27 protein-coding genes and 1 other RNA gene are annotated in these 26,549 nt (G+C 64.4%); 5 read left to right on the forward strand and 23 right to left on the reverse strand.

The genetic code is table 11. The features are described from left to right. Positions 1–4: 4 nt before the first annotated feature. From BM198_RS17950 to rsmI, 14 genes are all read right to left on the reverse strand, one after another. Positions 5–952 carry a D-alanine--D-alanine ligase gene (locus tag BM198_RS17950; RefSeq protein ID WP_044409550.1) on the reverse strand — a complete coding sequence of 316 codons (948 nt, stop codon included), beginning with the start codon at positions 950–952 and terminating at the stop codon, positions 5–7. Next, the gene (gene murC, locus BM198_RS17955) at positions 949–2,409 is read right to left on the reverse strand and encodes a UDP-N-acetylmuramate--L-alanine ligase (protein ID WP_044409553.1); all 1,461 of its coding nucleotides are present in this window, start codon (positions 2,407–2,409) and stop codon (positions 949–951) included. The genes BM198_RS17950 and murC overlap by 4 nt, the downstream gene beginning before the upstream one ends. Next, positions 2,402–3,472, reverse strand: coding sequence for an undecaprenyldiphospho-muramoylpentapeptide beta-N-acetylglucosaminyltransferase (gene murG / locus BM198_RS17960; protein WP_074971596.1), 1,071 nt, complete (start codon positions 3,470–3,472; stop codon positions 2,402–2,404). Before murG ends, murC begins: the two co-directional genes overlap by 8 nt. Continuing rightward, positions 3,469–4,677: a putative lipid II flippase FtsW gene (gene ftsW / locus BM198_RS17965; RefSeq protein ID WP_074971597.1), complete on the reverse strand. Its 1,209-nt coding sequence runs from the start codon at positions 4,675–4,677 to the stop codon at positions 3,469–3,471. The genes murG and ftsW overlap by 4 nt, the downstream gene beginning before the upstream one ends. Next, entirely contained in the window at positions 4,677–6,023 is a 1,347-nt protein-coding gene (gene murD, locus BM198_RS17970) for a UDP-N-acetylmuramoyl-L-alanine--D-glutamate ligase (RefSeq protein ID WP_074971598.1), read from the reverse strand. Before murD ends, ftsW begins: the two co-directional genes overlap by 1 nt. Positions 6,024–6,030: 7 nt before the next feature. Further along, positions 6,031–7,113 (reverse strand): phospho-N-acetylmuramoyl-pentapeptide-transferase, encoded by a 1,083-nt coding sequence (gene mraY, locus BM198_RS17975; RefSeq protein ID WP_044409566.1) that lies wholly within the window; start codon positions 7,111–7,113, stop codon positions 6,031–6,033. Between the two features lie 2 nt (positions 7,114–7,115). Next, complete coding sequence (locus BM198_RS17980; protein ID WP_074971599.1) at positions 7,116–8,480, reverse strand: UDP-N-acetylmuramoyl-tripeptide--D-alanyl-D-alanine ligase; 1,365 nt, start codon at positions 8,478–8,480, stop codon at positions 7,116–7,118. Beyond that, positions 8,477–9,937, reverse strand: coding sequence for a UDP-N-acetylmuramoyl-L-alanyl-D-glutamate--2,6-diaminopimelate ligase (locus tag BM198_RS17985; RefSeq protein ID WP_074971600.1), 1,461 nt, complete (start codon positions 9,935–9,937; stop codon positions 8,477–8,479). Before BM198_RS17985 ends, BM198_RS17980 begins: the two co-directional genes overlap by 4 nt. Beyond that, entirely contained in the window at positions 9,937–11,670 is a 1,734-nt protein-coding gene (locus BM198_RS17990) for a peptidoglycan D,D-transpeptidase FtsI family protein (RefSeq protein ID WP_074971601.1), read from the reverse strand. Before BM198_RS17990 ends, BM198_RS17985 begins: the two co-directional genes overlap by 1 nt. Further along, positions 11,667–11,960 carry a cell division protein FtsL gene (gene ftsL, locus BM198_RS17995; RefSeq protein WP_044409576.1) on the reverse strand — a complete coding sequence of 98 codons (294 nt, stop codon included), beginning with the start codon at positions 11,958–11,960 and terminating at the stop codon, positions 11,667–11,669. Before ftsL ends, BM198_RS17990 begins: the two co-directional genes overlap by 4 nt. Further along, a complete protein-coding gene (gene rsmH, locus BM198_RS18000) occupies positions 11,957–12,898 on the reverse strand; it encodes a 16S rRNA (cytosine(1402)-N(4))-methyltransferase RsmH (RefSeq protein ID WP_139233656.1) in 942 nt (313 codons plus the stop codon). Before rsmH ends, ftsL begins: the two co-directional genes overlap by 4 nt. Before the next feature lie 2 nt (positions 12,899–12,900). Continuing rightward, a complete protein-coding gene (mraZ, locus tag BM198_RS18005) occupies positions 12,901–13,356 on the reverse strand; it encodes a division/cell wall cluster transcriptional repressor MraZ (RefSeq protein WP_044409580.1) in 456 nt (151 codons plus the stop codon). Between the two features lie 315 nt (positions 13,357–13,671). Beyond that, an RNA gene (rnpB, locus tag BM198_RS18010) (RNase P RNA component class A) lies at positions 13,672–14,029 on the reverse strand. A gap of 40 nt (positions 14,030–14,069) precedes the next feature. Continuing rightward, positions 14,070–14,948 carry a 16S rRNA (cytidine(1402)-2'-O)-methyltransferase gene (gene rsmI, locus BM198_RS18015; RefSeq protein WP_074971603.1) on the reverse strand — a complete coding sequence of 293 codons (879 nt, stop codon included), beginning with the start codon at positions 14,946–14,948 and terminating at the stop codon, positions 14,070–14,072. Between the two features lie 122 nt (positions 14,949–15,070). Between rsmI and BM198_RS18020 the strand changes: the two genes are divergently transcribed. From BM198_RS18020 to BM198_RS18035, 4 genes are read left to right on the forward strand one after another with little or no spacing between them, the layout of a single operon-like run. Continuing rightward, complete coding sequence (locus tag BM198_RS18020; protein WP_074971604.1) at positions 15,071–16,882, forward strand: penicillin-binding protein activator; 1,812 nt, start codon at positions 15,071–15,073, stop codon at positions 16,880–16,882. Then, a complete protein-coding gene (locus tag BM198_RS18025) occupies positions 16,879–17,247 on the forward strand; it encodes a YraN family protein (protein WP_044409589.1) in 369 nt (122 codons plus the stop codon). Before BM198_RS18020 ends, BM198_RS18025 begins: the two co-directional genes overlap by 4 nt. A gap of 29 nt (positions 17,248–17,276) precedes the next feature. Further along, a complete protein-coding gene (locus tag BM198_RS18030) occupies positions 17,277–17,870 on the forward strand; it encodes a phosphoheptose isomerase (protein ID WP_044409592.1) in 594 nt (197 codons plus the stop codon). Then, positions 17,867–18,397: a BON domain-containing protein gene (locus BM198_RS18035; protein WP_074971605.1), complete on the forward strand. Its 531-nt coding sequence runs from the start codon at positions 17,867–17,869 to the stop codon at positions 18,395–18,397. The genes BM198_RS18030 and BM198_RS18035 overlap by 4 nt, the downstream gene beginning before the upstream one ends. A 45-nt stretch (positions 18,398–18,442) precedes the next feature. Here the strand turns inward: BM198_RS18035 and BM198_RS18040 are convergent, their stop codons facing one another. The 7 genes from BM198_RS18040 to rplM form a co-directional block, all read right to left on the reverse strand. Then, entirely contained in the window at positions 18,443–18,868 is a 426-nt protein-coding gene (locus BM198_RS18040) for a ClpXP protease specificity-enhancing factor (RefSeq protein WP_074971606.1), read from the reverse strand. 9 nt (positions 18,869–18,877) lie between these two features. Continuing rightward, positions 18,878–19,495: a glutathione S-transferase N-terminal domain-containing protein gene (locus BM198_RS18045; RefSeq protein ID WP_074971607.1), complete on the reverse strand. Its 618-nt coding sequence runs from the start codon at positions 19,493–19,495 to the stop codon at positions 18,878–18,880. 83 nt (positions 19,496–19,578) lie between these two features. Beyond that, positions 19,579–20,361 (reverse strand): cytochrome c1, encoded by a 783-nt coding sequence (locus BM198_RS18050; protein WP_044409604.1) that lies wholly within the window; start codon positions 20,359–20,361, stop codon positions 19,579–19,581. Beyond that, a complete protein-coding gene (locus tag BM198_RS18055) occupies positions 20,361–21,572 on the reverse strand; it encodes a cytochrome b (RefSeq protein ID WP_044409607.1) in 1,212 nt (403 codons plus the stop codon). Before BM198_RS18055 ends, BM198_RS18050 begins: the two co-directional genes overlap by 1 nt. Continuing rightward, positions 21,572–22,165 (reverse strand): ubiquinol-cytochrome c reductase iron-sulfur subunit, encoded by a 594-nt coding sequence (petA, locus tag BM198_RS18060; protein ID WP_044409610.1) that lies wholly within the window; start codon positions 22,163–22,165, stop codon positions 21,572–21,574. The genes BM198_RS18055 and petA overlap by 1 nt, the downstream gene beginning before the upstream one ends. A 252-nt stretch (positions 22,166–22,417) precedes the next feature. Beyond that, the gene (gene rpsI, locus BM198_RS18065) at positions 22,418–22,810 is read right to left on the reverse strand and encodes a 30S ribosomal protein S9 (RefSeq protein WP_044409613.1); all 393 of its coding nucleotides are present in this window, start codon (positions 22,808–22,810) and stop codon (positions 22,418–22,420) included. A gap of 15 nt (positions 22,811–22,825) precedes the next feature. After that, positions 22,826–23,254, reverse strand: a complete 429-nt coding sequence (gene rplM / locus BM198_RS18070; RefSeq protein ID WP_074971608.1) for a 50S ribosomal protein L13 — start codon at positions 23,252–23,254, stop codon at positions 22,826–22,828. Between the two features lie 273 nt (positions 23,255–23,527). Here rplM and BM198_RS18075 point away from each other — a divergent pair, with 273 nt between their 5' ends. Then, positions 23,528–24,565, forward strand: a complete 1,038-nt coding sequence (locus BM198_RS18075; RefSeq protein WP_074971609.1) for an NADP(H)-dependent aldo-keto reductase — start codon at positions 23,528–23,530, stop codon at positions 24,563–24,565. 1 nt (position 24,566) lies between these two features. On the opposite strand, the gene nfi is transcribed toward BM198_RS18075, so the two are convergent. Both nfi and BM198_RS18085 read right to left on the reverse strand, forming a co-directional pair. Then, on the reverse strand, positions 24,567–25,277 hold the full coding sequence (nfi, locus tag BM198_RS18080; RefSeq protein WP_074971610.1) for a deoxyribonuclease V: 711 nt from the start codon (positions 25,275–25,277) through the stop codon (positions 24,567–24,569). Positions 25,278–25,362: 85 nt separating this feature from the next. Next, positions 25,363–26,499: an acyl-CoA dehydrogenase family protein gene (locus BM198_RS18085; protein WP_074971611.1), complete on the reverse strand. Its 1,137-nt coding sequence runs from the start codon at positions 26,497–26,499 to the stop codon at positions 25,363–25,365. Positions 26,500–26,549: the final 50 nt, after the last annotated feature.

A 26,549-nucleotide genomic window follows, 5' to 3' on the forward strand; every position in this document is an offset into this window, starting at 1 on the left:
GGTCTTAACCCCGCGCCTCGACGCTGTCGGCCAGGACGGCCAGCACCAGTTGCTGGTAATCCAGGCCCACGGCGCGCGCGGCCATCGGCACCAGGCTGTGGTCGGTCATGCCGGGCACGGTGTTGACCTCCAGCAGCCAGAAGCGCCCCTCGGCATCCTGCATCACATCGGCACGGGCCCAGCCCTGGGTACCCACGGCTTCGCAGGCACGGGCAGTCAGGGACTTCAGCTCGGCTTCCTTCTCGGCGTCCAGCCCACAGGGGATCTGGTAGCGGGTATCGCTGGCCAGGTACTTGGCCTCGTAGTCATAGAAGGTATGCGGAGTCCCCAGCCGGATGGGCGGCAGCACCTCGCCACGCAGCACGGCGATGGTGAACTCGGGGCCGTGGATCCATTGCTCCACCAGCACCTGGGGGTCGTAGCGGCTGGCGTCACGCCAGGCATTCACCAGCGCGTCGACGTCTTCCACCTTGGCCATGCCGATACTCGAACCTTCATGGGCCGGTTTGACGATCAACGGGAAGCCCAGTTCCCTTGCAGCGCGCTCACAATCCTCGACGCTTGCCAGCACGGCGTGACGCGGCGTGGGCAGGCCAAGGCTGTGCCAGACCTGCTTGGTGCGCAGCTTGTCCATCGCCAGGGCCGACGCCAGTACGCCACTGCCGGTATACGGAATACCCAGGCATTCCAGCAGGCCCTGCATACTGCCATCCTCGCCGCCCCGCCCATGTAGGACGATGAACGCACGATCGATGCGCTCGCTCGACAGGCGTTGCAGGAAGTCGTCGCCGACGTCGATCCCGAAGGCATCGACACCTGCCGACAGCAAGGCCTCCAGCACCATGGAGCCGGACTTCAGGGACACCTCGCGCTCCGCGCTGCGGCCCCCGTAGAGCACCGCCACACGGCCGAACGCGCTCGGCGGAACGGTGGATTTCAGATGGTCGGTCATGCGTCCTTCCTCGCGGCGCCCGCATCGCCGGTGCCACTGAACAGCGGGTTCTGGATCAATTGGGGCGCCAGTGCGCCGATATCACCCGCACCTTGGCAGAGCAGGATGTCGCCGGGTCGCAGCAGCGGCTTGACCAGCGGCGCCAGGTCGACACCGCGCTCGATGTAGATCGGGTCGAGCTGGCCGCGCTGGCGGATGCTGTGGCACAGCTGGCGGCTGTCGGCACCGGGGATCGGCTCTTCGCCTGCCGGGTAGACCTCCATCAGCAGCAACACGTTGGACTCGCCCAGCACCTGCACGAAGTCGTCGTAGAGGTCCCGGGTACGGCTGTAGCGGTGCGGCTGGTAGACCATCACCAGGCGGCGCTCCGGCCAGCCTCCACGTACGGCCTTGATCACAGCCGCGACCTCGCGGGGGTGGTGGCCGTAGTCATCCACCAGCATCACGCTGCCGCCCTCGACCTGCAGCTCGCCGTAGACCTGGAAGCGGCGGCCGACGCCCTGGAAGCCCGAGAGGCCCTGGACGATGGCGGCATCGTCGATGCCTTCGTCGGTGGCGATGGCGATGGTGGCCAGCGCATTGAGCACGTTGTGGTTGCCGGGCATGTTCACCGACACCTCCAGCGGCTCGCGGTCACGGCGCAGCACGGTGAACCAGGTGCGCATGCCCTCCTGACGCACATTGATGGCGCGCAGGTCGGCATCTTCGGAGAAGCCGTAGGTCACGGTCGGGCGCGCGACCTGGGGCAGGATTTCGCGAACTACCGGATCGTCCACACACATCACCGCCAACCCGTAGAACGGCAGGTTGTGCAGGAACTCGACGAAGGTCTTCTTCAGCTTGTTGAAATCGCCGCCGTAGGTGCTCATGTGGTCGGCGTCGATGTTGGTCACCACGGCCACCATCGGCTGCAGGTGCAGGAAGCTGGCATCGCTCTCGTCGGCCTCGGCCACCAGGTAGCGGCTGGTGCCCAGCTGCGCGTTGGTGCCGGCGGCGTTCAGGCGCCCGCCGATGACGAAGGTCGGATCCAGGCCGCCCGCGGCGAAAACCGAGGCGATCAGACTGGTGGTGGTGGTCTTGCCATGGGTGCCGGCGACGGCGATGCCGTGGCGATAGCGCATCAGCTCGGCGAGCATCTCGGCACGCGGGACCACGGGAATGCGGCGCTCCAGCGCCACGGCCACCTCGGGGTTGGCCTTGTTCACGGCGCTGGATACCACCAGCACATCGGCGTTCTCGGCATTCTCCGCACGGTGGCCGATGAAGACCTGGGCACCGAAGCTCTCCAGGCGAGCAGTGACAGCCGAGGCCTTCAGGTCGGAACCGGAGACCTGGTAGCCCAGGTTCAGCAGCACTTCAGCGATGCCGCACATGCCCACGCCACCGATGCCCACGAAGTGGATGCGGCGGATGCGGCGCATTTCCGGCTGGGGAGCGGCTTTCTGGCTCTCAACCATGGGCCACCTCCAGGCAGATATCGACCACGGTGCGGGTAGCGGCAGGCTTGGCCAGACGGCGGGCAATGGCGCCCATGGCCTTGAGTCGTTCGGGTTGCATCAGTACCTCGGTCAACCGCGCGGCCAGAGTCGCCGCGTCGGTGGCATGTTGCGGCAGAAGGAAGGCTGCGCCCTCCTTCGCCAGATAATCGGCATTGCGCGACTGGTGGTCGTCGATCGCATGGGGCAGCGGCACCAGGAACGAGGGCAGCCCGGCGGCGGCCAGTTCGCTGACCGTCAGCGCACCAGAACGGCACACCACCATGTCCGCCCAGGCGTAGGCCCGGGCCATGTCCTTGATGAAGGGGCCAACCTCGGCCTCTACCCCTGCCGCGCGGTAACGCTCGGCAGTGACTTGATCGTGGTTCTTCCCGGCCTGGTGGAACACCTGCGGGCGGATGTCCGCCGACACCAGCGCCAGGGCCTCGGGCAACAATTTGTTCAGTGGCTCGGCACCCAGGCTCCCACCCAGCACCAACAGCCGCGGCTGACGGCCTTCCAGCGCATCACGTGGGGTTTCCAGGAACAGCTCCTCACGCACCGGGTTACCGGTGGTGCGGCGCTTGTCGCTGGCCGCGAAGGTGTCGGGGAATGCCTCGCAGATGCGCTTCGCCAAAGGCGCCAGGCTGCGGTTGGCCGTACCGGCCACCGCGTTCTGCTCGTGGATCACCAGCGGTACGCCGGCCAGACGCGCGGCCAGACCGCCGGGACCGGTGACATAGCCACCCATGCCCAGCACACAGACCGGCTTGAGCTCACGCACCACGCGGCGGGCCTGGAACAGCGAACGCAGCAACTCGAACGGCGCCTTGAGCAGGGACTTAATACCTTTGCCGCGAAGGCCGCTTACCTGGATCAGGTGCAGCGGCAGGCCGGCCTGGGGCACCAGTTCGTTCTCGATGCCGCGGGGCGTGCCCAGCCAGTGCACGCTGTAGCCGCGTGCCTGGAATTCGCGGGCACAGGCCAGCGCCGGGAAGACGTGTCCGCCGGTGCCGCCGGCCATGATCAGCACATTGCCGGTCATGTGCGCACCTCCTCTTCCGCGAAGTCGCTCTCGTCGAACTCCACGTCTTCGTTACCCAGGTAGGTCCTGCGCTCCCACTCGATCCGGAGCAACAGGCCCATGCAGACGCAGCAGATCACCAGGGAGCTACCGCCGTAGCTGAGGAACGGCAGCGTCAGGCCCTTGGTGGGCAGCAGGCCGACGTTCACACCGATGTTGATGAGCACCTGGCCGATCCACTGGAACGCCAGGCCATAGGCCACGTAGGCCGAGAAATATTGCCGGGCCTTCTCCGCCCAGAGCCCGATGTACAGCGCGCGTACGCTGACGAACACGAACAGCGCGACGGTGGCCAGGGCGCCGACCATGCCCAGCTCCTCGGCCAGCACGGCGAACACGAAGTCGGTGTGGGCTTCCGGCAGGTAGAACTGCTTCTGGATGCTGTTGCCCAGGCCGACGCCGAACCACTCGCCACGGCCGAAGGCGATCAGCGCCTGGCTCAACTGGTAGCCGGCACCGTACTGGTCGGCCCAGGGGTCGATGAAGTTGGTCAGGCGCTGCATCCGGTAGCTCTGGCTGGTCATCACCAGCACGCCGGCGCCCAGCACCCCAGCAGCCAGGGGAATGAAGCGCACCAGGTTGATGCCACCGAGGAACAGCATGGCGATGCAGGAGCCGACCAGCACCACGGTGGCCCCGAAGTCCGGTTCCGCCAGCAGCAACACGGCCATGGGGCCGAGCACCAGCATGGGCTTGATGAAGCCGGTGAGCTTGGAGCGCACCTCGTCCTGCCGGCGCACCAGGTAGCCGGCGATGAACATCACGGTGAACAGCTTGGCCAGCTCCGAGGGCTGCAGGTTGAACAGGCCGAAGCCGATCCAGCGCTTGGCACCGTTCACCTCGCGACCAATGCCCGGCAGCAGCACCATGATCAGCAGCACGAACGCCACCAGCATCAGGCGCGCACCGTGGCGCTGCCAGAACGCCATGGGCACCTGCAGCGTGATGATGCACGCCACGCCGCCAATGGCCAGGTAAATGAGGTGACGAATGCTGTGATAGAGCGGGTTGCCGGACAGGGCCGAGGCCACTTCCGAAGAGGCGGAGGTGACCATCACCAGCCCGAGGCCGAGCAGCGCCAGACAACCTGCCAGGAGCGGGAAGTCCAGATCGATGCCGCGGCGGTTGCGCAGCGGCGACTGCTGGGCGAACAGGCGGGCGAGCATCAGGACAGCCCCTCCGCAGCCTGGGCGAACAGGCGCCCGCGCTCTTCGAAGTTCTTGAACATGTCGAGGCTGGCGCAGGCGGGCGACAGCAGCACCGCATCCCCTTCCCGGGCCAGCTCGGCGCAACGCTGCACGGCCTCATCGAGGGTCTTCACGCGGACCAGCGGCACTGCATCGCCCAGGGCGGCCGCGATCAACTCGGCATCGCGCCCCAGCAGGACCACGGCGCGGCAATAGCGTGCAACCGGAGCGGTCAGGCCGGAGAAATCGGCCCCCTTGCCATCCCCACCGGCAATCAGCACCAGCTTGCCGTCGATGTCGGCCCCCAGGCCCTCGATGGCAGCCAGGGCCGCACCGACATTGGTGGCCTTGGAGTCGTCGTAGTAGGCCACGCCACGCAGCTCGCGAACCCACTGGCAACGGTGAGCGAGGCCGGTGAACGCCCGCAGCGCAGCCAGCATCGGCTCGAACGGCAGGCCGACGGCATGGCCCAGCGCTAGGGCTGCCAGGGCGTTGGCCTGGTTATGGGCGCCACGGACCTTGAGCTCACGCACCGGCATGAGCTTCTCGAACTGGTAGGCCAGGTACTTCTCGCCGTCTTCCTCGATGAGGCCGAAGGCTTTGAAATCCGGCTTGTTCAGGCCGAAGCTCCAGCACGGCAGTTGGTCGGCCACCAGCGGGCGGGACAGCGCATCGCCACGGTTCACCACCACCTGGCGGGCGCCACGGAAGATGCGGTGCTTGGCGAGGTGATAGGCCTGCATGTCGGCGTAGCGGTCCATATGGTCTTCGCTGACGTTGAGCACCGTGGCCACCTCGGCATTCAGCCGCTCGGTGGTTTCCAGCTGGAAGCTGGACAGCTCCATCACGTACAGCTCGATGTCATCGGCCAACAGGTCCAGCGCCGGCGTACCGAGGTTTCCTCCCACCGCAACCCGCTTGCCGGCCGCGCGCGCCATGTCCCCAACCAGGGTGGTGACGGTGCTCTTGGCGTTGGAGCCGGTGATCGCGACGATGGGCGCCTTGGCGTGGCGGGCGAACAGTTCGATGTCGCCCGACAACTTCACACCGCGCTTGGCCGCTTCCTGCAGGGCCGGGGTGGCGAGGGCCAGTCCGGGGCTCACGTACAGCTCCTGCGCGCGGCAGAGGAACTCCACGTCCAGCTCGCCGCAACGCACTTCGACCTGCGGGAACTGGAGGCGCAGCGTCGCCAGCTCCGGCGGGTTCTCGCGGGTGTCGGCGACCGCGAACGGCACGCCCTGGCGCGCCAGGAAGCGCACCAGGGACATGCCGCTCTTGCCGAGGCCGACAACGATGCGGAAGTGGTCGGAAGCGATCAGGCTCATGCTGTCCTCAACGCAGTTTCAGGGTGGCCAGGCCGATCAGCACGAGGATCACGGTGATGATCCAGAAGCGCACGATCACGCGGGGCTCGGGCCAGCCCTTGAGTTCGAAATGGTGGTGAATGGGCGCCATGCGGAACACGCGGCGGCCGGTGAGCTTGAACGAGGCGACCTGGATCATCACGGACAGGGTTTCCATGACGAACACGCCCCCCATGATGAACAGCACCACTTCCTGGCGCACAATCACAGCGATGGTGCCCAGAGCGGCACCCAGCGCCAGGGCGCCAACGTCGCCCATGAAGACCTGGGCCGGGTAGGTGTTGAACCAGAGGAAGCCGAGGCCGGCGCCCACCAGGGCGGCACAGAACACGATCAGCTCGCCTGCACCCGGTACATAGGGGATCAGCAGGTATTCGGCGAATTTGATGTTGCCGGAGAGGTAGCAGAAGATCCCCAGCGCACCGCCGACCATCACGGTCGGCATGATCGCCAGGCCATCCAGGCCGTCGGTGAGGTTCACCGCGTTGCTGGAGCCGACGATCACGAAATAGGTCAGCACGATGAAGCCGACACCCAGCGGGATGCCCACATCCTTCACCAGCGGCAGGATCAGGGTGGTCTCGGCCGGCGTGGTGGCGGTCATATAAAGGAAGACGGCTGCAGCGATGCCGAACACCGACTGCCAGAAGTACTTCCAGCGGCTCGGCAGACCACGGGAGTTCTTCTCGATCACCTTGCGGTAGTCATCCACCCAGCCAATGGCACCGAACAGCAGGGTGACGGCGAGCACCACCCAGACGTAGCGGTTCGACAGGTCGGCCCACAGCAGTGTGCTGATGCCGATGGCCGTGAGGATCAGCGCGCCGCCCATGGTGGGGGTACCGGACTTGGACAGGTGCGATTGCGGGCCGTCATTGCGCACGGATTGGCCGATCTGGCGGATCTGCAAGGTGCGGATCATCCAGGGACCGAGCCAGAGCGACAGCGACAGGGCCGTCAGGACGCCGAGAATCCCGCGCAGGGTCAGGTACTGGAATACGCCGAACCCTTTGTAGAACTGTTGCAGGTACTCAGCGAGCAGCAGCAGCATGATTAGTGAGCCTCCCCCGTCCCGCAGAAGGCCGCGACGACCTTGTCCATCGCCGCGCTACGGGAACCTTTGATCAGAATGGTGGTGTTTGCGTCCTGCTCGCCGGACAGCGCCTCGATCAGGCTGGCCTGGTCGGCGAAATGGCGGCCGCCTGCGCCGAACGCCTCGACGGCGTGGCGCATCAGGGGGCCAACGGCGTAGAGCGAGCTGACCTTGCCCCGCGCGTGGAGCCCCACGTCGCGGTGGCCCTGTTCGGCCCATTCGCCCAGTTCACCCATGTCCCCCAGCACCAGGACGGTGCGGCCGGAAAAGCCGGCGAGTATATCAACGGCGGCCATCATCGACGCGGGGTTGGCGTTGTAGCTGTCGTCGATCACCCGCATGCCGCTCGTCGCCAACTGCGCTACGGTGCGGCCCTTGACCGGTTGCAGGTTCTGCAGCCCCTCGCGGATGCCGACCAGCGGCACACCCAGGGCGTGGGCAGCGGCAGCGGCAGCCAGGGCATTGGCCACGTTGTGCAGGCCCAGCAGGTTGAGCTGGATGTCCGCCTCGCCAGCCACGCCCACCAGGCGGAAGCCCATGCAGCCGCGGGCGTCGCGCACGATGGACTCGGCCCGTAGGTCGGCACGGGCGTCGTTCAGGGCAAAACTCAGTACCGGGCGGCCGGCAGCACGCTCGCGCCAGGTCTCGAAGGCTTTGTCGTCACGGTTGAGCACGGCGGTGCCGTCGCTCGCCAGGCCTTCGAGGATTTCCCCCTTGGCCAGGACGATCTTTTCCGGCCCGCCGAATTCGCCAACATGGGCGTTACCGGCGTTGTTGATGATCGCCACGTGCGGACGGGTGAGGCCAACGGTGTAGGCGATCTCGCCCACGCGGGAAGCGCCCAGCTCGATGACGGCGCTGCGGTGCTCGGGAGCGAGCTCCAGCAGGGTCAGCGGTGCGCCGAGGTCATTGTTCAGATTACCCCGGGTAGCCAGTACCGGCCCCTGGGTACGCAGGATGCTGGCGAGCATCTCCTTGACGGTGGTCTTGCCGCTGGAACCGGTCACCGCCGCGACACGTCCAGTGAAGGCGTCGCGATTGAGCGCACCCAGTCGCCCGAGGGCCTCGCGGGCATCGGCCACCACCAACTGCGGCAGGCCGACACCGTCGACCACACGCTCCACCAACGCAGCGACGGCGCCCTTGGCGGCCACGTCAGCCAGATAGTCATGGCCGTCGAACTTCGGCCCGGTCAGGGCGATGAACAGCTGGCCTGCCTCGACACGTCGGCTGTCGGTGGACACCGAGGTGAACGTGGCGTCTTCGCCAACGAGCCGCCCCGCCAAGGGGGACTGCAGGCTGCTGAGGCGGAAGGCTTCGATCATGGGCGCTCCCAGGTGGACAAGGCGTGTTCGGCTTCGACGAGATCGGAGAACGGCAGGCGCTCACCCTGGATCTCCTGGTAATCCTCATGCCCCTTGCCCGCCAGCAGGACGACATCGTCGACACCGGCCGATGCGATCAACTGCGCAATGGCAGTGCCACGGCCATGGACGAACTCGACATTGGCCGGCTCGGCAAAGCCAGGGCGGATGTCATCGAAGATGCGGGCCGGGTCTTCTGTGCGCGGGTTGTCGTCGGTGACCAGCACGGCATCGGCCAGACGCTCGGCCACCGCAGCCATCAGCGGGCGCTTGCCACGGTCCCGGTCACCGCCACAGCCGAACAGGCAGAGCAGGCGGCCGCGCGCGTGGGGGCGCAGGGCTTCGAGCACCTTCTCAAGGGCATCTGGGGTGTGGGCGTAGTCGACCACCACCAGTGGTTTTTCACCGCCGCCCAGGCGCTGCATCCGGCCTTCCGGCCCTTGCAGTTCGGGCAGCACGGCCAGTACATCGCCCAGGGGGTAGCCCATGCCCAGCAGGGCACCGACCACGGCCAGCAGGTTGCTCAGGTTGAAGCGACCCAGCAGCGGGCTGCGCAGCAGGCCTTCTCCCTGGGGCGTGATGATGTGGGCGCGGACGCCATCGTCGTCGAATGAGGCTTCGCGGCAATAAAGGAAGGCTTCCGGATCGATCTGGCTGTAGCCGATGAGGCGAGCATCGTGCTCGCGACCAGCCAGTTCACGGCCGAACGCGTCGTCCAGGTTGATCACCCGGCAGCGCAGGTCCGGCCAGTCGAACAGGCGGGCCTTGGCGGCGCCGTAGGCTTCCATCGAGCCGTGATAGTCCAGGTGGTCGCGGGACAGGTTGGTGAACACTGCCACGTCGAACGCGAGCGCTGCCACCCTCCCCTGCTCCAGGCCATGGGAAGACACTTCCATCGCCACTGCACGGGCACCGGCCTGCTTGAGGCGGGCCAGGGTGGCCTGGACGGCAAGGGGATCCGGCGTGGTGTGACGGCCGCTCTCCAGCTCTCCGTGGAAGCCGGTACCGAGGGTGCCGACGATGCCACACCGCTCGCCCAGTCGATCCAGGGCCTGAGCCACGAGCTGGCTGACGCTGGTCTTGCCGTTGGTGCCGGTCACGCCGACCAGGTCCAGCGCACGGCTGGGCTCGCCGTAGAAGCGACCGGCAATGGCCGAAAGCTGGCCAGCCAGTCCCTTGATGGGAATCAGTTCGGCCTGGGCAGACGCAGGCAGATCAGGGGCGGACTCGCTTTCATACGCGACCGCCGCCGCGCCCCGGGCGAGGGCATCGGCGATGTGCAGGCGGCCATCGTGCTGGCCGCCGGGGACGGCCAGGAACAGGTCACCGGGGAGCACCTTGCGGCTATCCAGGGTGAGTTCACGGATCAGCGCAGCACCCTGCGCCTGGGGAAGCAGTTGATTCAATGGCATGGGCATCAGGTGCGCCCTCCTTTGCCGCTGGCCGCGTTGGCGGTCTGTTGTTCCTCGGTGGGCAGGTTGTCCGGGGCGATGTTCATCAGACGCAGCGCGCCGGCCATGACCCTGCCGAATACGGGTGCCGATACCAGGCCGCCGAAGTAGCCGGCCTTGCTGGGCTCGTCGATCACCACCACCATCGCCAGGCGCGGGTTGGTGGACGGCCCGAAGCCCGCGAAGAGCGAGCGGTAGGCGTTCTGGGTGTAGCCCTTGGTGCCCACGCTGGCCTTGCGCGCGGTACCGCTCTTGCCGGAGACGTGATAGCCGGGGACCTGGGCGCGGAACACGCCGCGCGGCGCCTCGACCACTTGCTGCAGCATGCCCTGCAGGGTCTTGGCGACCTCGGGCGGGATGGCCTGGGAGCCGCTCGGCAGGTTGTCGACGCGGGTCATCGACAACGGGACCGCCAGGCCGTTGTTGGCCAGGGTGGCGTAGGCATGGACCATCTGCACGGCAGTGACCGACAGGCCGTAGCCATAGGACAGGGTTGCGGTCTCGGCCTTGCGCCACTCGCGGTGGTTGGGCAGGTTGCCGACGCGCTCGCCGGGGAAGCCGAGGCCGGTATCCTGGCCGAGCCCGAGCCGGCGCATGGTGTCGTAGATGTTCTCGCCGCCGATGTCGAAGGCGATCTTGCTCATGCCGACGTTGCTGGAGTTGATCAGGATGCCGGTCAGGTCGAGGATCGGGCCCTCGGTCTTGGACACGTCCTTGATGGTGTAGCGCCCGATCTGCAGGGAACCGGGGTAGACCTCGACCTTGTCTTCTGGCTTCCAGCGGCCGCTCTGCAGGGCAGCGGCCATGGAGATCGGCTTGACCGTGGAGCCTGGCTCGAACACGTCGATCATGGCGCGGTTGCGCATGGCCGCCGGCAGCAGGTTGCGGCGGTTGTTCGGGTTGTAGGTGGGCTGGTTGGCCATGGCCAGCACTTCGCCGGTCTTCACGTCGACGATGACCAGGCTGCCCGCCTTGGCGCCGTTCTCCACCAGCGCGTTGCGCAGCTCGCGGTGGGCGAGGTACTGCAGGCGGAGGTCGATGGACAGCGCGAGGGTCTTGCCAGGCTTGGCGTTACGGGTGACCTGGACGTCCTTGATCAGGCGTCCGCGACGGTCCTTGAGGACCTGGCGCTTGCCGGGAACACCGGCCAGCCACTGATCGAAGGACAGCTCGACGCCCTCGCGACCACGGTCATCCACGTCGGTGAAGCCGACCACATGGGCAGTGACTTCGCCGGCGGGGTAGAAACGACGAAACTCCTCGATGGCGTATACGCCCGGGAGTTTGCGATCGAGGATCACCTGCCCCTGCTCGGGCGTGAGGCCACGCGCCAGGTAGAGGAACTCGCGGCTGGCATTCTGCTCGATGCGCTCGGCGAAGATGCGTGGGTCCTGCCCCAGCGCACCGGCGATCACCGGCCATTGGTCACGGAACGCCATGAGGTCCTTGGGGTTGGTCCACAAGGTCGTCACCGGGGTACTGACGGCCAGGGGCTCGCCATTGCGATCGGTGATCAGGCCGCGGTGGGCAGGGATCGGGATGTGGCGGACGCTGCGCGCATCACCCTGTTCCTTGAGGAAATCGTGGTCGATGACATGCAGGTCGACGATGCGCCAGGAAATCGCAGCGACCATGAGGCCAAGCAGCCCGAGGACGATCCGGAAGCGCCACGGATAGAGCGCGCCTTCCAGGTTCATCATGGAGCCACCATGCGGATTTCCGCCGGCTCGGGGATGCGCATCTTGAGCTGCTCGGTGGCTAGGGACTCGATGCGGTTATGGGCCGTCCAGGTGCTCTGTTCGAGGATCAAGCGCCCCCACTCCGCCTGGGCCTTGTCGCGGACGCTGAGCTCGGCGTACAGCTTGTTGAGCAGTTGCCGGTTCCAGTAGGCGCTGTAGGACACCGAAATGGCGGACAGCAGCACGCCGACGAACAGCAGCAACATGATGAAGCTGCCACGCGGCAGGGGCTTGGAGAAAAGGCGGCTCATCGCAGTTTCTCCGCCACGCGCATCACTGCGCTGCGGGAGCGGGGATTGGCCTTGAGTTCCGCCTCGGAGGCGTACTGGGGCTTGCCGAGCAGTCGCAGACGCGGCTCGAACACGGCCTGGCGCACGGGCAGGTCGCGGGGCAGGTTGTCCGCCTCGCCCTTGACCTGGCGGCGCATGAATTGTTTGACGATGCGGTCTTCCAGCGAGTGGAAACTGATCACCACCAGGCGACCGCCGATGGCGAGGCTGTCCAGCGCAGCCTGCAGGCCGCGCTCGAGATCGCCCAACTCGTTGTTGATGTGGATTCGAATGCCCTGGAAGGCACGGGTCGCAGGGTTCTTGCCCTTCTCCCAGGCCGGGTTGGCAGCGGCGATCACGGCCGCCAGGTCGGCGGTACGTTCGAAGGGGCGCTCGGCACGTCGCTGCACGATGGCACGGGCCATGCGGCGGGCGAAGCGCTCCTCACCGTACTCCTTGAGCACGTGGCTGATCTCGTCTTCGCTCGCCGTGGCGATCCACTGCGCTGCGCTCTGACCACGCTCGGGATCCATGCGCATGTCCAGCGGGCCATCGTTGAGGAAGCTGAAGCCGCGCTCGGCATCATCCAGCTGCGGAGACGAGACCCCGAGGTCCAGCAGGACGCCATCGACCTGGCCGACCAGCCCGCGCTCGGCGAGCTCCTCGCCAAGCTCGGCAAAGCTGCGCTGCACAATGACAAAGCGGCCGTCTTCGGCCGCCAGCGCTTGCCCCGTGGAGATGGCTTGGGGGTCTTTGTCGAATCCGAGAAGCCGCCCATCGCTACCGAGATGCCGAAGGATGAGCCGACTGTGACCGCCACGCCCGAAGGTGCCATCGAGGTAGCAGCCGTCCGCACGCACAGCGAGGCATTCAACGGCCTCGTCGAGCAGGACAGTGATGTGGCGGAAGCTGCTTTCAATGCTCACAGGATAAGGTCACGCAGTTCGTCCGGCAGGCCGCCGGGTTGTTTTATGGCCAGGAGATCAGCGTCGGAAACGGCGTTCCAGGCGTCTTCATCCCAGATCTGGAATTTGTTCAGTTGCCCCACCAGCATCGCTTTCTTGTCCAGCCCGGCGTACTCACGCAGACGGGGCGGAACCAGGAAACGGCCGTTGCCATCCAGTTCGAGATCAACCGCGTTGCCGATCAGCAAACGCTGCAGGCGGCGCGTTTCTTCACGCAGGGAAGGCAACTCGCGAAGCTTGGCTTCAATGATTTCCCACTCGGGGAGGGGGTAGAGGGTCAAGCAACGGTCAACCGCATCGATAGTCACGATGAGCTGCCCAGCACAACGCGAAAGAAGCTCGTCGCGATACCGACTCGGCATCGCGATGCGCCCCTTGGCATCGAGACTGATGGCATTTGCTCCGCGAAACACGGCTGCGCTTCCCCTGAATTAGGCTATCCGTACCAATTAATCCCACTTCTACCCACTTTCCACCACTCGCGCACACTATAGAAATGGCTCCGCCCCACCGTCAAGGCGCGCCAGAACGGAAAATTCCTTATGGGACGGTGATTTAGAGAACTTTTTGGCGAAGCGGAGGGAGTTTTTCAGTGTGTTTCGGAATGAAAAATCAGCGCCAACAATGACCCTGATATGCAAACTTAAAGTAGTTTCTTAAGAGTTGGGGTTTCTGAAATTTCAGACAGGAGGCAAGGCGGGGTATTTCTGAGGGGAAAGTGGGGAAAAGTGGAGAGTCGATCTGTAAGCCGGGTTCTGTCGTGGACAGTCATTCATCTACGGCTGCCATCACTGACAGCCTTTAGCAACCTACCCGAATCCGACGCGGGCCACGCCAAGGATTCCTATTTGGTCTTGCTCCGAGTGGGGTTTACCTAGCCACGAACTGTTACCAGTCGTGCGGTGCGCTCTTACCGCACCTTTTCACCCTTACCGGCGCTTGCGCGCTTAGGCGGTTATTTTCTGCGGCACTTTCCGTAGGCTCTCGCCTCCCAGGCGTTACCTGGCACTCTGCCCTATGGAGCCCGGACTTTCCTCCCTCCCGAAATCGCGAACGAAACGGGACAGCGACTGTCCGATCGACTCTCCGGCGCGAAGGTTAGCGGCAGACCGCCCAGGACACAAGCTCAGGAATCAGCCTGGCGCTCCAGTGCGGCCTGATAAAGGAGGTTCTTGCGCACGCCGGTGATCTCCGCGGCCAAGGCTGCCGCACGCTTCACCGGGAGTTCGCCCAGCAGAAGATCCAGTACGCGCAACGCCTCGCCACTGATCGCATCTTCTCCTTCAGGAGCCTGCCAACCGGTTACAAGCAGCACGCATTCACCTCGCTGCTGATTGCTGTCGGCAGCGATCCATTCGGCCAACTCACCGAGCGGCGCCCCCCTCAGCGTCTCGAACGTCTTGGTGAGTTCACGGGCAAGTACGGCATGGCGATCCTTGCCAAACAGCGACGCCATGTCCTGGACCGACTCCAGGACGCGATGAGGTGCCTCATAGAAGATGAGCGTGCGCGGCTCTTCCTTTAATAGTTCCAGCCGCCCCCTTCGCGCCGCCGCCTTCGCCGGCAGGAAACCCTCGAAGATGAAACGATCGGATGGCAGACCAGCAGCCGATAGCGCTGCGATCAGCGCACTGGGTCCGGGTACTGGTACCACCTCGATACCGGCCGCGCGCACCTGTCGTACCAGGTGATAGCCCGGGTCTGAGATCAGGGGCGTTCCCGCATCCGAAATCAGCGCGACGTCATCTCCCGCCAGCAACCGAGCCACGAAGCGGCCGCCCTGCTCACGTTCGTTATGGTCATGACAGGCCGCGAGGGCCGTGGTGATTCCGAAATGCTGCAGGAGGCGGATCGAGTGACGCGTATCCTCCGCTGCGATCAGGGCCACTTCCCGCAGGGTGCGCAAGGCTCTCGGGCTGATGTCATCGAGGTTACCGATGGGTGTGGCGACCACGTAGAGCTTGCCGGGCTGAGCGGCAGCAACGGAAGACGTGGAAAGAGTCACAGGTCACCTCGGAATAAACTGAAAGGCGCGCATTGTAGCCCGTTTCCAGCCACCGACATCGCACCCCGCCCGCCCCTCCGGTACAATCGCGGGCTTCGTTGATCTAGTACCGGGATCGTTAAATGATCGCTCGTCTGCGCCCGCTCTCCGCCCTCTGCCTCGCCGGCCTCCTTGTCGCCTGTGGCAGCTCGCCCACGTCCAACCTCGGCGAACTGCCACGCACTCCCCAGGCCAGTATCGAGCAGCTCCTGCAAAAGGCCGGAGAGAGCAAACCCGAACAAGCCGCCCTGCTGCGACTTTCGGCTGCGGACCTGGCTTATCGCCAGCAGGACATCGGTCGTGCAGCCCGCATTCTCGAGCAAGTCCCGATGGACGGCCTGAAGCCCGCGCAACAGGTGTTCGCCAGCACGCTTGCAGCCGAACTGGCGATGGCTCGCAACCAGCCCAAGAGTGCCCTGAAAGCACTGAGTCATCCCAGCCTCGATCGCCTGGCGGAGCTCCCGGTCGATCAACAGGTACGCACCCAACTCGTACGCGCACGCGCTCTGGAAGCGGACGGGCAGAACCTTGCCGCAGCACGCGAGCGCGTCTTCATCGCTCCGCTGCTCAATGGCGAAGCTGAGAAGCAGAACCATGAGGCCATCTGGGCACTGATCTCCGGCCTGCCCATGGAACAATTGCAATCGACCGGCGACGCCGACCTGGCAGGATGGATGGAGCTCGCACGCGCGATTCGCAGTGCCGGCACCCTTTCCCAGCAGCAGGCGGCCATCGAAGCCTGGCGCAGCCAGCATCCGCAGCACCCGGCAGCCGAACAGCTGCCGGCACCGCTGGCCAAGTTGAAGGAGCTCGCCAACCAGCCCCTGACCAAGATCGCCCTGCTGCTGCCGCAGGAGGGACCACTGGCCTCGGTAGCCCGTGCGCTGCGCGATGGCTTCCTCGCCGCCCACTACCAGGCGCAGCAAGCGGGCCAGAACCCGCCCGCCATCCAGATCTATGACAGCGCCCACCTGACGTCGCTCGACGACTTCTATCGCCAGGCCCAGGCCGATGGCGTGCAACTGGTAGTCGGCCCGCTGGAGAAGCCGCTGGTCAAGCAGATGAACGAGCGTCAGCATCTGCCCATCACCACCCTGGCCCTGAACTACAGCGATGCCGGACAGGAAGGCCCGGCGCAGCTCTTCCAGTTCGGTCTCGCGGCCGAGGATGAAGCACGCGAAGTGGCACGCCGCGCCTGGGCGGACGGCATGCGCCGTGCCGTCGCCATGGTGCCACGGGGCGAATGGGGTGACCGCGTCCTGGCCGCCTTCCGCCAGAGCTGGCAGGAGGCCGGCGGCAGCCTGATAGCGGCCGAGCACGTGGACCAGCCGGTCCAGCTGGCACAGCAGATCGCTGATCTGTTCCAGCTTCGCCAGAGCGAAGCACGCGCCAAGCGCCTGCAAAGCACCCTCGGCACCTCCATCGCCACCCAGCCGACCCGCCGCCAGGACGTCGACTTCATTTTCCTCGCTGCCACACCGCAACAAGCCCAGCAGATCAAACCCACGCTGGCCTTCCAGTACGCCGGGGATGTGCCGGTCTACGCCACGTCCCACCTCTATTCCGGTGGCAACGATGTGGCCCAGTACCAGGATCTGAGCGGTATCCGCTTCTGCGAAACCCCCTGGCTGCTGAACCGCGACGACCCACTTCGCCAGCAGGTCGACCGCCAGTGGCCCCAGGCCGGCGGTAGTCTCGGCCGCCTGTACGCCATGGGCGTTGACGCCTACCGGCTGGCGCCCCGCCTCGCAGAGCTGAAGGCCCTGCCGGAAAGCCGCGTCGACGGCCTCTCCGGCCGACTCAGCCTGACGCCATCCCAGCGCGTCGAGCGCCAGCTGCCGTGGGCAGAATTCCGCGACGGCCAGGTCCAGCGCCTGCCCGACAGCGACTCTTGACCGCGAGCGGAGACAGCGGGCGAAAAGCGGAAGCCGCCGCCCGCCAACACCTTCAAAAGCATGGCCTGCGATTGCTCGCCAGCAACTGGCGCTGCCCTCGTGGTGAGCTCGATCTGGTCATGCTGGACGGCGATACAGTAGTATTCGCCGAAGTCCGCTACAGGCGGCACAGAGCCTGGGGCGGAGCACTGGAAAGCGTGGACGCGCGCAAGCGCGCAAAACTCATCAGTGCGGCGCAGTACTTCCTGCAGAAGGAATCCCGCTGGGCCAATCACCCTTGCCGATTTGACGTGATCGCCATCGACTCGATGGATGGCGACTCACCCGTGCGACTGACCTGGCTGAAAAACGCCTTCGAAACCTGAACAGTCGCTTTCCACTGAAGGTCATACCGATGGACATGCAACCCCGAATCCGCCAGCTCTTCCAGGCCAGCATCGACACCAAGCTGCTCGCCATGGAAGTCGTGGCCCCCCACATCGAGCATGCCAGCATGGTGATGGTCAATGCGCTGCTGAACGAGGGCAAGATCCTCGCCTGCGGCAACGGCGGTTCCGCTGGCGATGCCCAGCACTTTTCCTCCGAGCTGCTCAACCGCTTCGAGCGGGAGCGCCCCAGCCTGCCAGCCCTGGCACTGACCACGGACAGCTCCACCATCACCTCGATCGCCAACGACTACAGCTACAACGAAATCTTCTCGAAGCAGATCCGCGCACTTGGTCAACCGGGCGACGTGCTGCTCGCCATCTCCACCAGCGGCAACTCGGCCAACGTTATCCAGGCCATCCAGGCTGCGCACGACCGCGAGATGACCATCGTGGCCCTGACCGGCCGCGACGGCGGCGGCATGGCGTCCCTGCTTCTGCCGGAAGATGTCGAGATTCGCGTGCCCTCCAAAGTCACCGCACGCATCCAGGAGGTGCACCTCCTGGCCATCCACTGCCTCTGCGACCTGATCGACCGTCAATTGTTTGGGAGTGAAGAATGACCCGTTCCCCCCTGATCCTGGCCCTTCTGGCTTTCACCCTCGTGCTGGGCGGCTGCGGTGGCCGAACCATCGGCAAGACCATCGATGACCAGTCCACCCCCTCGAAGGTGCGCGCCAAGATCGACGCCGCAAGCCCCGAGCTCAAGACCAACTCGCACATCGTGGTCACAAGCTTCAACGGCGTGGTGCTGCTGGCCGGACAGACCCCCAACCAGAACCTGAAGGCACTCGCCGAGCAGGCTGCTCGCACCGCGCAGGGCGTCAAGAAGGTTCATAACGAACTGCAGGTCGGAGCCAACTCGTCGGCCTTGGCGCGCATGAACGACAGCGCCATCACCACCAAGATCACCACCCAACTGCTCGCCAACAGCCAGATCCCCAGCTCCAACATCAAGGTGGTGACCGAGAATGGGATCGTCTACCTGCTAGGCCTGGTCAGCCGCCAGGAAGCAGGGTTGGCCACCAGCGTGGTACAGGGGGTTTCCGGCGTGCAGAAGATCATCAAGCTCTTCGAATACACCAACTGAACCCGCCAACTATTAAAAAAGGCGATCCAATCGGATCGCCTTTTTTTATTTCACCACTTTCAGGCTGGGCCGCCCGGCCGGTCGACCACCACCTGCCGAAGGCGGCGCGCCGTCACCAGAGGGGCCGTCGTCTTCAGGTCCATCACCTTCATCCATTACCGGCGACTCCAGGTCGAAGACCATTCCCTGCCCGTTCTCACGTGCATAGATGGCCATGACCGCGGCGCTCGGAATATAGAGACTGTGGGCAACGCCTCCGAAGCGACCTTCGAAGCTGACCGCCTCGTTGTCCATGTGCAGATGACGGACAGCGCTGGGCGACACGTTCAACACGATCTGGCCGTCGCTCGCATAACCCGGCGGCACACGAACGCCTGCGTGCTCCGCATTGACGAGCAGGTGGGGCGTGCAATCGTTGTCGACGATCCACTCATACAGGGCACGAACCAGATAGGGACGACTGGATTTCATCGATTCACCTCAACGCATATCGCGCTCAACGTCCGAAAGACTCGCCTGGAAAGCCGGCCGCGAGAAATGGCGATCCATATACTCGAGAAGCGGCTTGGCCGGACGAGGCAGTTCGATACCCAACTTCGGCAAACGCCAGAGGATGGGCAACAGGCAGCAGTCTACAAGACTCATCTCTTCACTGAGAAAGAAAGGCTTGTCGGCAAACAACGGGGATACACCGGTAAGGCTTTCCCGAAGCTCCTTTCGGGCCTGCGCCTTGGCAGCGTCCTTGGCCTTCGGATCCAGCACAAGGTCAACCAGCGAACACCAATCGCGCTGAACCCGGTGCATGAGCAGCCGGGTATTACCCCGCGCAACGGGATAGACCGGCATCAGCGGCGGGTGCGGATAGCGCTCTTCCAGGTACTCCATCACCACCGTCGGCTCATAGAGCGCAAGATCACGGTCCAGAAGCGTAGGCACGGTGCCGTAGGGGTTCGACTCGATCAGCTTCGGCGGGCACTGGCCGCTGAGGACATCGATGATGTCCACGGCAACGCCTTTCTCGGCAAGGACGATACGTACACGATGGGAGTAGTGGTCCGCGGGGTCGGAGTAACAGGTCAGCTTGGTGATAGCCGCCATGGCGCCCTCCTCGCTTGAAGTTACGCGGGGTCAAAAAAAGCGCGCGCCCATCAGGGCGCGCGCGTTACAGCATCAGCGTTCGATCAGTGAACGTCTTTCCAGTACTCACGTTTGAGCAGGTAGGCGAACACGAAGAAGAAGGCCAGGTACAGCAGAACGTAGGTCCCGATGCGCTGCATGTGCAGCTTGTTCGGGTCAGCGGAGTAGGCCAGGAAGGTAACCAGGTTCTGGATCTTCTGGTCGAACTCGGCCTCGGTCAGCTTGCCGGTCTTCGGAACGATGGTCAGTTGGTCACACGCTTCATGGGTGATCGGCGCACCAGTCAGCGGGTCGAACTGCTTCTTGCCATGCTCGACGACCTGGACCTGCTTGCAGCCAACAACCTGGCGACCCTGCAGGCCAACCAGCACGTTGGGCATGCCCACGTTCGGGAAGACCTTGTTGTTGACACCCCACGGACGGGCCGGGTCTTCGTAGAAGGCACGCAGGTAACTGTACAGCCAGTCAGTGCCACGGACGCGAGCCACCAGGGTCAGGTCCGGCGGAGCTGCACCGAACCACACCTTGGCGTCGTTCGGCTTCATGGCGCTCTGCATGTGATCACCGATCTTCGCACCGGTGAACACCAGGTTTTGCATCATCAGCTCTTCGGAAATGCCCAGGTCCTTGGCTACGCGCTCATAGCGCTGGAACTTGGCACCGTGGCAGCCCATGCAGTAGTTGGCGAAGGTACGTGCACCGTCCTGCATGGCGGCCTTGTCGGTCAGGTCGATTTCGACATGATCCAGTTCAACCTCTTCGCCGCCGGAAGCGAACACGGCAACCGGCAGGAGAGCGATAACAAATGCAGCAAATAGCTTTTTCATCAGCCTGTCACCCTTTCCGGAACCGGTTTGGTTTTTTCCATCCTGGTGTAGAACGGCATCAGGATGAAGTACGCGAAGTACAGGATGGTGCACACCTGCGATACCAGCGTACGGCCCGGGGTCGGCGCCAGAACACCCAGCACGCCGAGGATGATGAAGGAAACGCAGAACACCAGCAGCCAGATCTTGCTCAGCCAGCCCTTGTAGCGCATGGAGCGCACCGGGCTGCGATCCAGCCATGGCAGGACGAAGAGAATCGCAATGGCTGCACCCATGGCGATGACGCCCATGAGCTTGTCAGGTACCGCACGCAGAATCGCGTAGAACGGGGTGAAGTACCAGACCGGAGCAATGTGTGCCGGCGTCTTGAACGGGTTGGCCTGTTCGAAGTTCGGCTTCTCGAGGAAGTACCCACCCATTTCCGGGAAGAAGAACACCACGAAGCAGAACACGAAGAGGAACACCACCACACCGACAATGTCCTTCACGGTGTAGTAGGGGTGGAAGGCGATACCGTCCAGCGGAATGCCGTTCTCGTCCTTCTTCTTCTTGATATCCACGCCATCCGGGTTGTTGGAGCCCACTTCGTGGAGCGCCAGGATGTGCAGGACCACCAGACCCAGGATCACGATCGGCAGAGCGATCACGTGCAGGGCGAAGAAGCGGTTCAGGGTGATGCCGGAGATCAGGTAGTCACCACGGATCCACTGGGTGAGGTCGTCACCAATGACCGGGATCGCGCCGAACAGCGAGATGATCACCTGTGCACCCCAGTAGGACATCTGGCCCCAGGGCAGCAGGTAGCCCATGAAGGCCTCGGCCATCAGGGCGAGGTAGATCAGCATGCCGAAGATCCACACCAGCTCACGGGGTTTCTGATAGGAGCCGTAGAGCAGGCCGCGGAACATGTGCAGGTAGACCACGATGAAGAACGCGGACGCACCCGTGGAGTGGAGGTAACGGATGATCACCCCGTATTCCACGTCGCGCATGATGTATTCGACGGAGGCGAAGGCTTCTTCCGCAGACGGAGTGAAGCTCATGGTCAGCCAGACGCCGGTCAGGATCTGGTTGACCAGAACCAGCAGAGCCAGCGAGCCGAAGAAATAGAAGAAGTTGAAGTTCTTGGGAGCGTAGTACTTGCTCAGATGGTCTTCCCACATCTTGGTGGCGGGGAAGCGCGCATCGATCCATTCCATGAATTTGCTCATCATGCCTTCTCCTGGTCCACGCCGATGATGATGACATCATCCGACTCGTAGGAGTGGGGTGGCACCGGCAGGTTCAAGGGGGCAGGCTGCGCTTTGTAGACGCGGCCAGCGAGGTCGTAGCGGGAACCGTGGCACGGGCAGAAGTAACCACCGACCCACTCGGCACCCAGGTCAGCCGGGGCGACCTCGGGACGGAAGGAGGGCGAGCAGCCCAGGTGGGTGCACAAACCGACCAACACCAGAATTTCCGGCTTGATCGAACGCTTCTGCGGATCGACGTAGGTCGGTTGCACGGATGCCTTGGACTCCGGGTCAGCCATGCGGTCATGGATCTTGGCCAGATTGCCGAGGATTTCCTCCGTGCGGCGCACGATGAACACGGGCTGACCGCGCCATTCGGCGACAATCTGCTGGCCCGCGTCGATCTTGCCGATGTTCACCTTCACAGGTGCACCTGCGGCCTTGGCCTTGGCACTGGGTTGCCATGACCCCACAAACGGGATCGCAGCACCCACCGCTCCTGCAGCACCCACCACGGATGTGGCTGCCACAAGGAAGCGACGCCGGCCTGCATTCACGCCGTCATTGCTCATTCAGTCGTCTCCCATCAGCTTTGCGGCCTGTTGTTCAGGCCTCTACTAAGTAAAAATCGAGCCGCGCAAAAAATTCGCCAAATGGTAAAGAAAACCCCCTCTGATGACAAGGTAATAGCCGGATACAAAACAGCTGAAAGCCTTGAACCACTAGGGATTCGGGAGTGCGACAAGCTGTCGCAGCCCACTTTTCCACAGGCATAAAAAAACGCCCAGGCCAAAAGGAACCTGGGCGTTTCTTGCAGCGCCGTATTAGCGCTTGGAGTACTGCGGACGCTTACGCGCTTTACGCAGACCGACTTTCTTACGCTCGACTTCGCGGGCATCGCGAGTCACGTAGCCGGCCTTGCGCAGCGGGCTACGCAGGGACTCGTCGTAGCTGATCAGGGCGCGGGTGATGCCATGACGGATGGCACCGGCCTGACCGCTGACACCGCCACCGAGAACGGTGACATAGATGTCGAACTTCTCGACGGTCTCGGTCAGCTCCAGCGGCTGACGCACGACCATGCGAGCGGTTTCGCGGCCGAAGAACTGCTCCAGGCTGCGATTGTTGATGGAGATCTTGCCAGTACCCGGGCGCAGGAAGACGCGCGCGGTTGCAGTCTTGCGACGGCCAGTGCCGTAATTTTGAGTCGCCGACATAATGAATCTATCCCGTTAAATCTTCAGTTCTTGGGGCTGCTGAGCGGTGTGCGGGTGGACGGCACCCTTGTACACCTTCAGCTTGCGATACATGTCGCGACCCAGCGGGTTCTTCGGCAGCATGCCTTTGACCGCGGTCTCGATCACGCGCTCAGGCGCCTTGGCGATCAGCTTCTCGAAGTTGATCTCCTTGATGCCACCCGGGAAACCGGAGTGCGAGTAGTACTTCTTGTCGGTGGTCTTGGAACCAGTGACACGAATCTGCTCGGCGTTGATGACAACGATGTAGTCGCCGGTGTCAACGTGCGGAGTGTATTCCGGCTTGTGCTTGCCGCGCAGACGGCTTGCAATTTCGGTGGCCAGACGACCCAGGGTCTGACCGGCAGCGTCGACGACATACCAGTCGCGCTTAACAGTTTCCGGTTTTGCAGTAAAAGTCTTCATTCGCTATAGCCTCAGGGGCCGCCCTGAAAATAAGACGGCGGATCTTACTGAATAGTGCTCGCCCTGGCAACACAGGGCAGCCGGAAACAGACGCTATCGGGGGCTCGGGTCAGCGCGTCCGCTACGGCAAAAGGTTTTTCGGCAGGCTAGGCATCCCCGCCTTCCTTCTCGGCAGGCTAGGCATCCCCGCAAAGAAAGCCGCGGAATTATGCCGATTGCAGGAAAAATTTCAACCTGATTTGATAACGATCTTTCGCCCGACGAGGAGCCACCATGCAATACCGTCAACTCGGCCGCACGGATGTGAAGGTTAGCAGCCTCTGCCTCGGCACCATGACCTGGGGCGAGCAGAACTCCCAGACCGAGGCATTCGCCCAGATCGAACGCGCCAAGGCCTACGGCATCAACTTCATGGACGTGGCGGAGATGTACCCCGTCCCTCCTCGCCCCGAGACCTACGGCGCCACCGAAACCATCATCGGCAACTGGTTCGCCGCCAGGCGGGATCGGGCTGACTGGGTCCTGGCGAGCAAGGTCGCGGGGCCGGGCAACGGCATCACCCACATCCGTGACGGCAACCTGAAGCACAACCGGCACCACATCGCCGCTGCGCTCGACGCCAGCCTCAAGCGCCTGCAGACCGACTGGATCGACATCTACCAGCTGCACTGGCCCGAACGCAGCACCAACTACTTCGGCCAACTGGGCTATCGCCACCGGGACGAAGACTTCACGCCCCTGCAGGAGACCCTCGAAGCACTCGCCGAGCAGGTCAAGGCCGGCAAGATCCGCTACGTCGGCCTGTCCAACGAGACGCCCTGGGGAACCATGACCTTCCTGCAACTGGCCGACCGTCTCGGGCTCCCCCGCGCCGTATCCATCCAGAATCCCTACAACCTGCTGAATCGCACCTTCGAGGTGGGCCTGGCGGAGGTCGCCATCCGCGAACAGTGCGGCCTGCTGGCGTATTCACCCCTGGCCTTCGGCATGCTCTCCGGCAAGTACGAGAACGGCGCACAACCGCCCCAGGCGCGCATCACCCGGTTCAGTCGCTTCACCCGCTACACCAACCCGCAAGCGAAGGCGGCCTGCTCACGCTATGTCGCCCTGGCCCGTGAGCACGGACTGGACCCGGCGCAGATGGCCCTTGCCTTCGTCACCGCCCAGCCGTTCGTTACCAGCAACATCATCGGCGCGACCGACCTCGAACAGCTGGAAAGCAACCTCGCCAGCAGCGAACTGAAGCTGCCCGATGCCGTACTGGAGGGGATTGCCGAGATTCATCGCGACCAGCCGAACCCCGCTCCCTGACCTAGCCGAACAACCCCGGCAGCGTCTCCGCTCCAGCAGCGGGCATGTCGCCCCGCCGGGATGCCAGCCGATCCGCAAGCCGGGTCGGCTCTGGCAGCCGATAACCTCGGCAGCCACGCAAGACCAGCTCCAGCGCGCTGCTCATCGACACCCGGTGCCCGGGCGACACCACCAGCGGCGCCACGCGGTCCCGACTGCGCAGCATCCAGCCGATCTGTTCGCCCTCGTGCTCCAGCGGCACATGCTCGCCACGGGCAAGGCCTGGCTCAGCGTGATGCCCCACCAGCACCTTCTTCGCCACGCCGATGGTCGGCAACCCGGTCACCACGCCAAGGTGCGACGCAATACCGAGCCGGCGCGGATGGGCGATCCCCTGCCCGTCGCAGAACACCAAGTCCGGCCGCTGCGGCAATCCAGCGAGCGCCTTCAACAGCGCCGGCAGTTCACGGAAGGACAACAGCCCAGGCACGTAGGGCATGGACGTCGGCACCCGCGCCACCACCTGGCCCAGCAGGCGGTAGTCATCGGCATCCAGCAACACCGCAGCGGCCCGGGTGATCTGTCCACCCTCCTCGAAGCCGACGTCGACGCCCGCCACCACCTTCAGCGGCGCGAAGTCATCCACCAGCACCACCCGCGCAGCCAGTTCGCCCTGCAGGCGCTTGGCATGGCGGACGCTGCCGTCCCAGTCATCGAAGGGGGAAGTACTCATGAACAGGCTCCGGAAAATCGACACAGGGTAGACCCGGAGCCAGCGGGAAGGGTCCGCCGCACTGCCCGGCGGCGGCCCCGGGGCCTTACAGCGAACGGGCAATGATCTCCTTCATGATCTCGTTGGTGCCCGCATAGATGCGCTGCACGCGAGCATCCGCCCAGGCGCGAGCTACCGGGTACTCCCACATGAACCCATAGCCACCGTGCAGCTGCACGCACTCGTCCAGCACCTTGCACTGCAGGTCCGTACCCCAGTACTTGAGCATCGCGGCTGTCGGAACGTCGAGCTTGCGCTGCAGGTGCAGCTCCAGGCATCGGTCAACGAAGACCCGGCCGATCTGGATCTCGGTGGCCATCTCCGCCAGCTTGAAGCGGGTGTTCTGGAACTCCGCGATGGCCTTGCCGAACGCCTTGCGGTCGCGGGTGTAGTCGAGGGTCCACTTCAGCGCCGCCTCCGCCGAAGCCAGTGCCCCGATGCCCACCGTCAGGCGTTCCTGGGGCAGCTCCTGCATCAGGTAGGCGAAGCCCATGCCTGCCTGGCCCAGCAGGTTCTCCTTGGGCACCCGGACGTCCTGGAAGAACAGCTCGGAGGTGTCCTGGGCCTTCATCCCCACCTTTTCCAGGCGCTTGCCCTTGGAAAAGCCGGGCGTATCCGCCTCCACCAGGAACAGGCTGGTGCCCTTGGCCCCCGCCTTGGGATCGGTCTTGGCAACCACGATGACCAGATCGGCCAGGAACCCGTTGGTGATGAAGGTCTTGGAGCCGTTGATCACGTAGTAGTCGCCATCCAGCACCGCCGTGGTCTTCACCCCCTGCAGGTCGGACCCCGCCCCGGGCTCGGTCATGGCGATGGCCGTCACCAGTTCGCCGCTGACCAGGCGCGGCAGGTACTTCTCCTTCTGCTCCTCGCTGCCGTAATGAAGGATGTAGGGCGCCACGATGTCCGAATGCAACGAGAAGCCGATACCGGTGAGACCCAGGCGACCGATCTCCTCGATCACCACCGTGCTGTAGAGGAAGTCGGCCCCGACGCCGCCATAGGCCTCGGGAATGTGGGAGCAGAGCAGCCCCGCCTCCCCCGCCTTGTTCCACAAGGCCCGGTCCACGTGCCCATCCTTCTCCCACTGGTGATGGAAAGGCACGGCCTCCTCTTCGAGGAAACGGCGCACGCTGTCACGGAAGAGTTCATGTTCGGGGCTGAAGAGCGTTCTGGGGATCATCGCGTCACCTTCACGGGCAGTCGGTCGAAGAAGGCCCCGACTGTAGGACA

It is taken from the genome of Metapseudomonas otitidis, assembly GCF_900111835.1.
In the GTDB taxonomy this organism is placed as follows: Bacteria; Pseudomonadota; Gammaproteobacteria; order Pseudomonadales; family Pseudomonadaceae; genus Metapseudomonas; species Metapseudomonas otitidis.

Excerpts from the sequence above, each read along its gene's own strand:
- BM198_RS17990 (WP_074971601.1), bottom strand. The coding sequence starts at position 11,670 with ATGATGAACCTGGAAGGCGCGCTCTATCCGTGGCGCTTCCGGATCGTC.
- BM198_RS18055 (WP_044409607.1), bottom strand. The coding sequence starts at position 21,572 with ATGAGCAAATTCATGGAATGGATCGATGCGCGCTTCCCCGCCACCAAG.
- BM198_RS18085 (WP_074971611.1), bottom strand. The coding sequence starts at position 26,499 with ATGATCCCCAGAACGCTCTTCAGCCCCGAACATGAACTCTTCCGTGAC.
- rplM (WP_074971608.1), bottom strand. The coding sequence starts at position 23,254 with ATGAAGACTTTTACTGCAAAACCGGAAACTGTTAAGCGCGACTGGTAT.
- BM198_RS18045 (WP_074971607.1), bottom strand. The coding sequence starts at position 19,495 with ATGGCGGCTATCACCAAGCTGACCTGTTACTCCGACCCCGCGGACCAC.
- murC (WP_044409553.1), bottom strand. The coding sequence starts at position 2,409 with ATGGTTGAGAGCCAGAAAGCCGCTCCCCAGCCGGAAATGCGCCGCATC.
- mraY (WP_044409566.1), bottom strand. The coding sequence starts at position 7,113 with ATGCTGCTGCTGCTCGCTGAGTACCTGCAACAGTTCTACAAAGGGTTC.
- BM198_RS17950 (WP_044409550.1), bottom strand. The coding sequence starts at position 952 with ATGACCGACCATCTGAAATCCACCGTTCCGCCGAGCGCGTTCGGCCGT.
- BM198_RS18030 (WP_044409592.1), top strand. The coding sequence starts at position 17,277 with ATGGACATGCAACCCCGAATCCGCCAGCTCTTCCAGGCCAGCATCGAC.
- murG (WP_074971596.1), bottom strand. The coding sequence starts at position 3,472 with ATGACCGGCAATGTGCTGATCATGGCCGGCGGCACCGGCGGACACGTC.
- ftsL (WP_044409576.1), bottom strand. The coding sequence starts at position 11,960 with ATGAGCCGCCTTTTCTCCAAGCCCCTGCCGCGTGGCAGCTTCATCATG.
- BM198_RS18050 (WP_044409604.1), bottom strand. The coding sequence starts at position 20,361 with ATGAAAAAGCTATTTGCTGCATTTGTTATCGCTCTCCTGCCGGTTGCC.
- BM198_RS18040 (WP_074971606.1), bottom strand. The coding sequence starts at position 18,868 with ATGAAATCCAGTCGTCCCTATCTGGTTCGTGCCCTGTATGAGTGGATC.
- nfi (WP_074971610.1), bottom strand. The coding sequence starts at position 25,277 with ATGAGTACTTCCCCCTTCGATGACTGGGACGGCAGCGTCCGCCATGCC.
- BM198_RS17980 (WP_074971599.1), bottom strand. The coding sequence starts at position 8,480 with ATGATCGAAGCCTTCCGCCTCAGCAGCCTGCAGTCCCCCTTGGCGGGG.
- BM198_RS18035 (WP_074971605.1), top strand. The coding sequence starts at position 17,867 with ATGACCCGTTCCCCCCTGATCCTGGCCCTTCTGGCTTTCACCCTCGTG.
- murD (WP_074971598.1), bottom strand. The coding sequence starts at position 6,023 with ATGAGCCTGATCGCTTCCGACCACTTCCGCATCGTTGTCGGCCTCGGC.
- ftsW (WP_074971597.1), bottom strand. The coding sequence starts at position 4,677 with ATGCTCGCCCGCCTGTTCGCCCAGCAGTCGCCGCTGCGCAACCGCCGC.
- BM198_RS17985 (WP_074971600.1), bottom strand. The coding sequence starts at position 9,937 with ATGCCCATGCCATTGAATCAACTGCTTCCCCAGGCGCAGGGTGCTGCG.
- BM198_RS18075 (WP_074971609.1), top strand. The coding sequence starts at position 23,528 with ATGCAATACCGTCAACTCGGCCGCACGGATGTGAAGGTTAGCAGCCTC.
- petA (WP_044409610.1), bottom strand. The coding sequence starts at position 22,165 with ATGAGCAATGACGGCGTGAATGCAGGCCGGCGTCGCTTCCTTGTGGCA.
- rpsI (WP_044409613.1), bottom strand. The coding sequence starts at position 22,810 with ATGTCGGCGACTCAAAATTACGGCACTGGCCGTCGCAAGACTGCAACC.
- BM198_RS18020 (WP_074971604.1), top strand. The coding sequence starts at position 15,071 with ATGATCGCTCGTCTGCGCCCGCTCTCCGCCCTCTGCCTCGCCGGCCTC.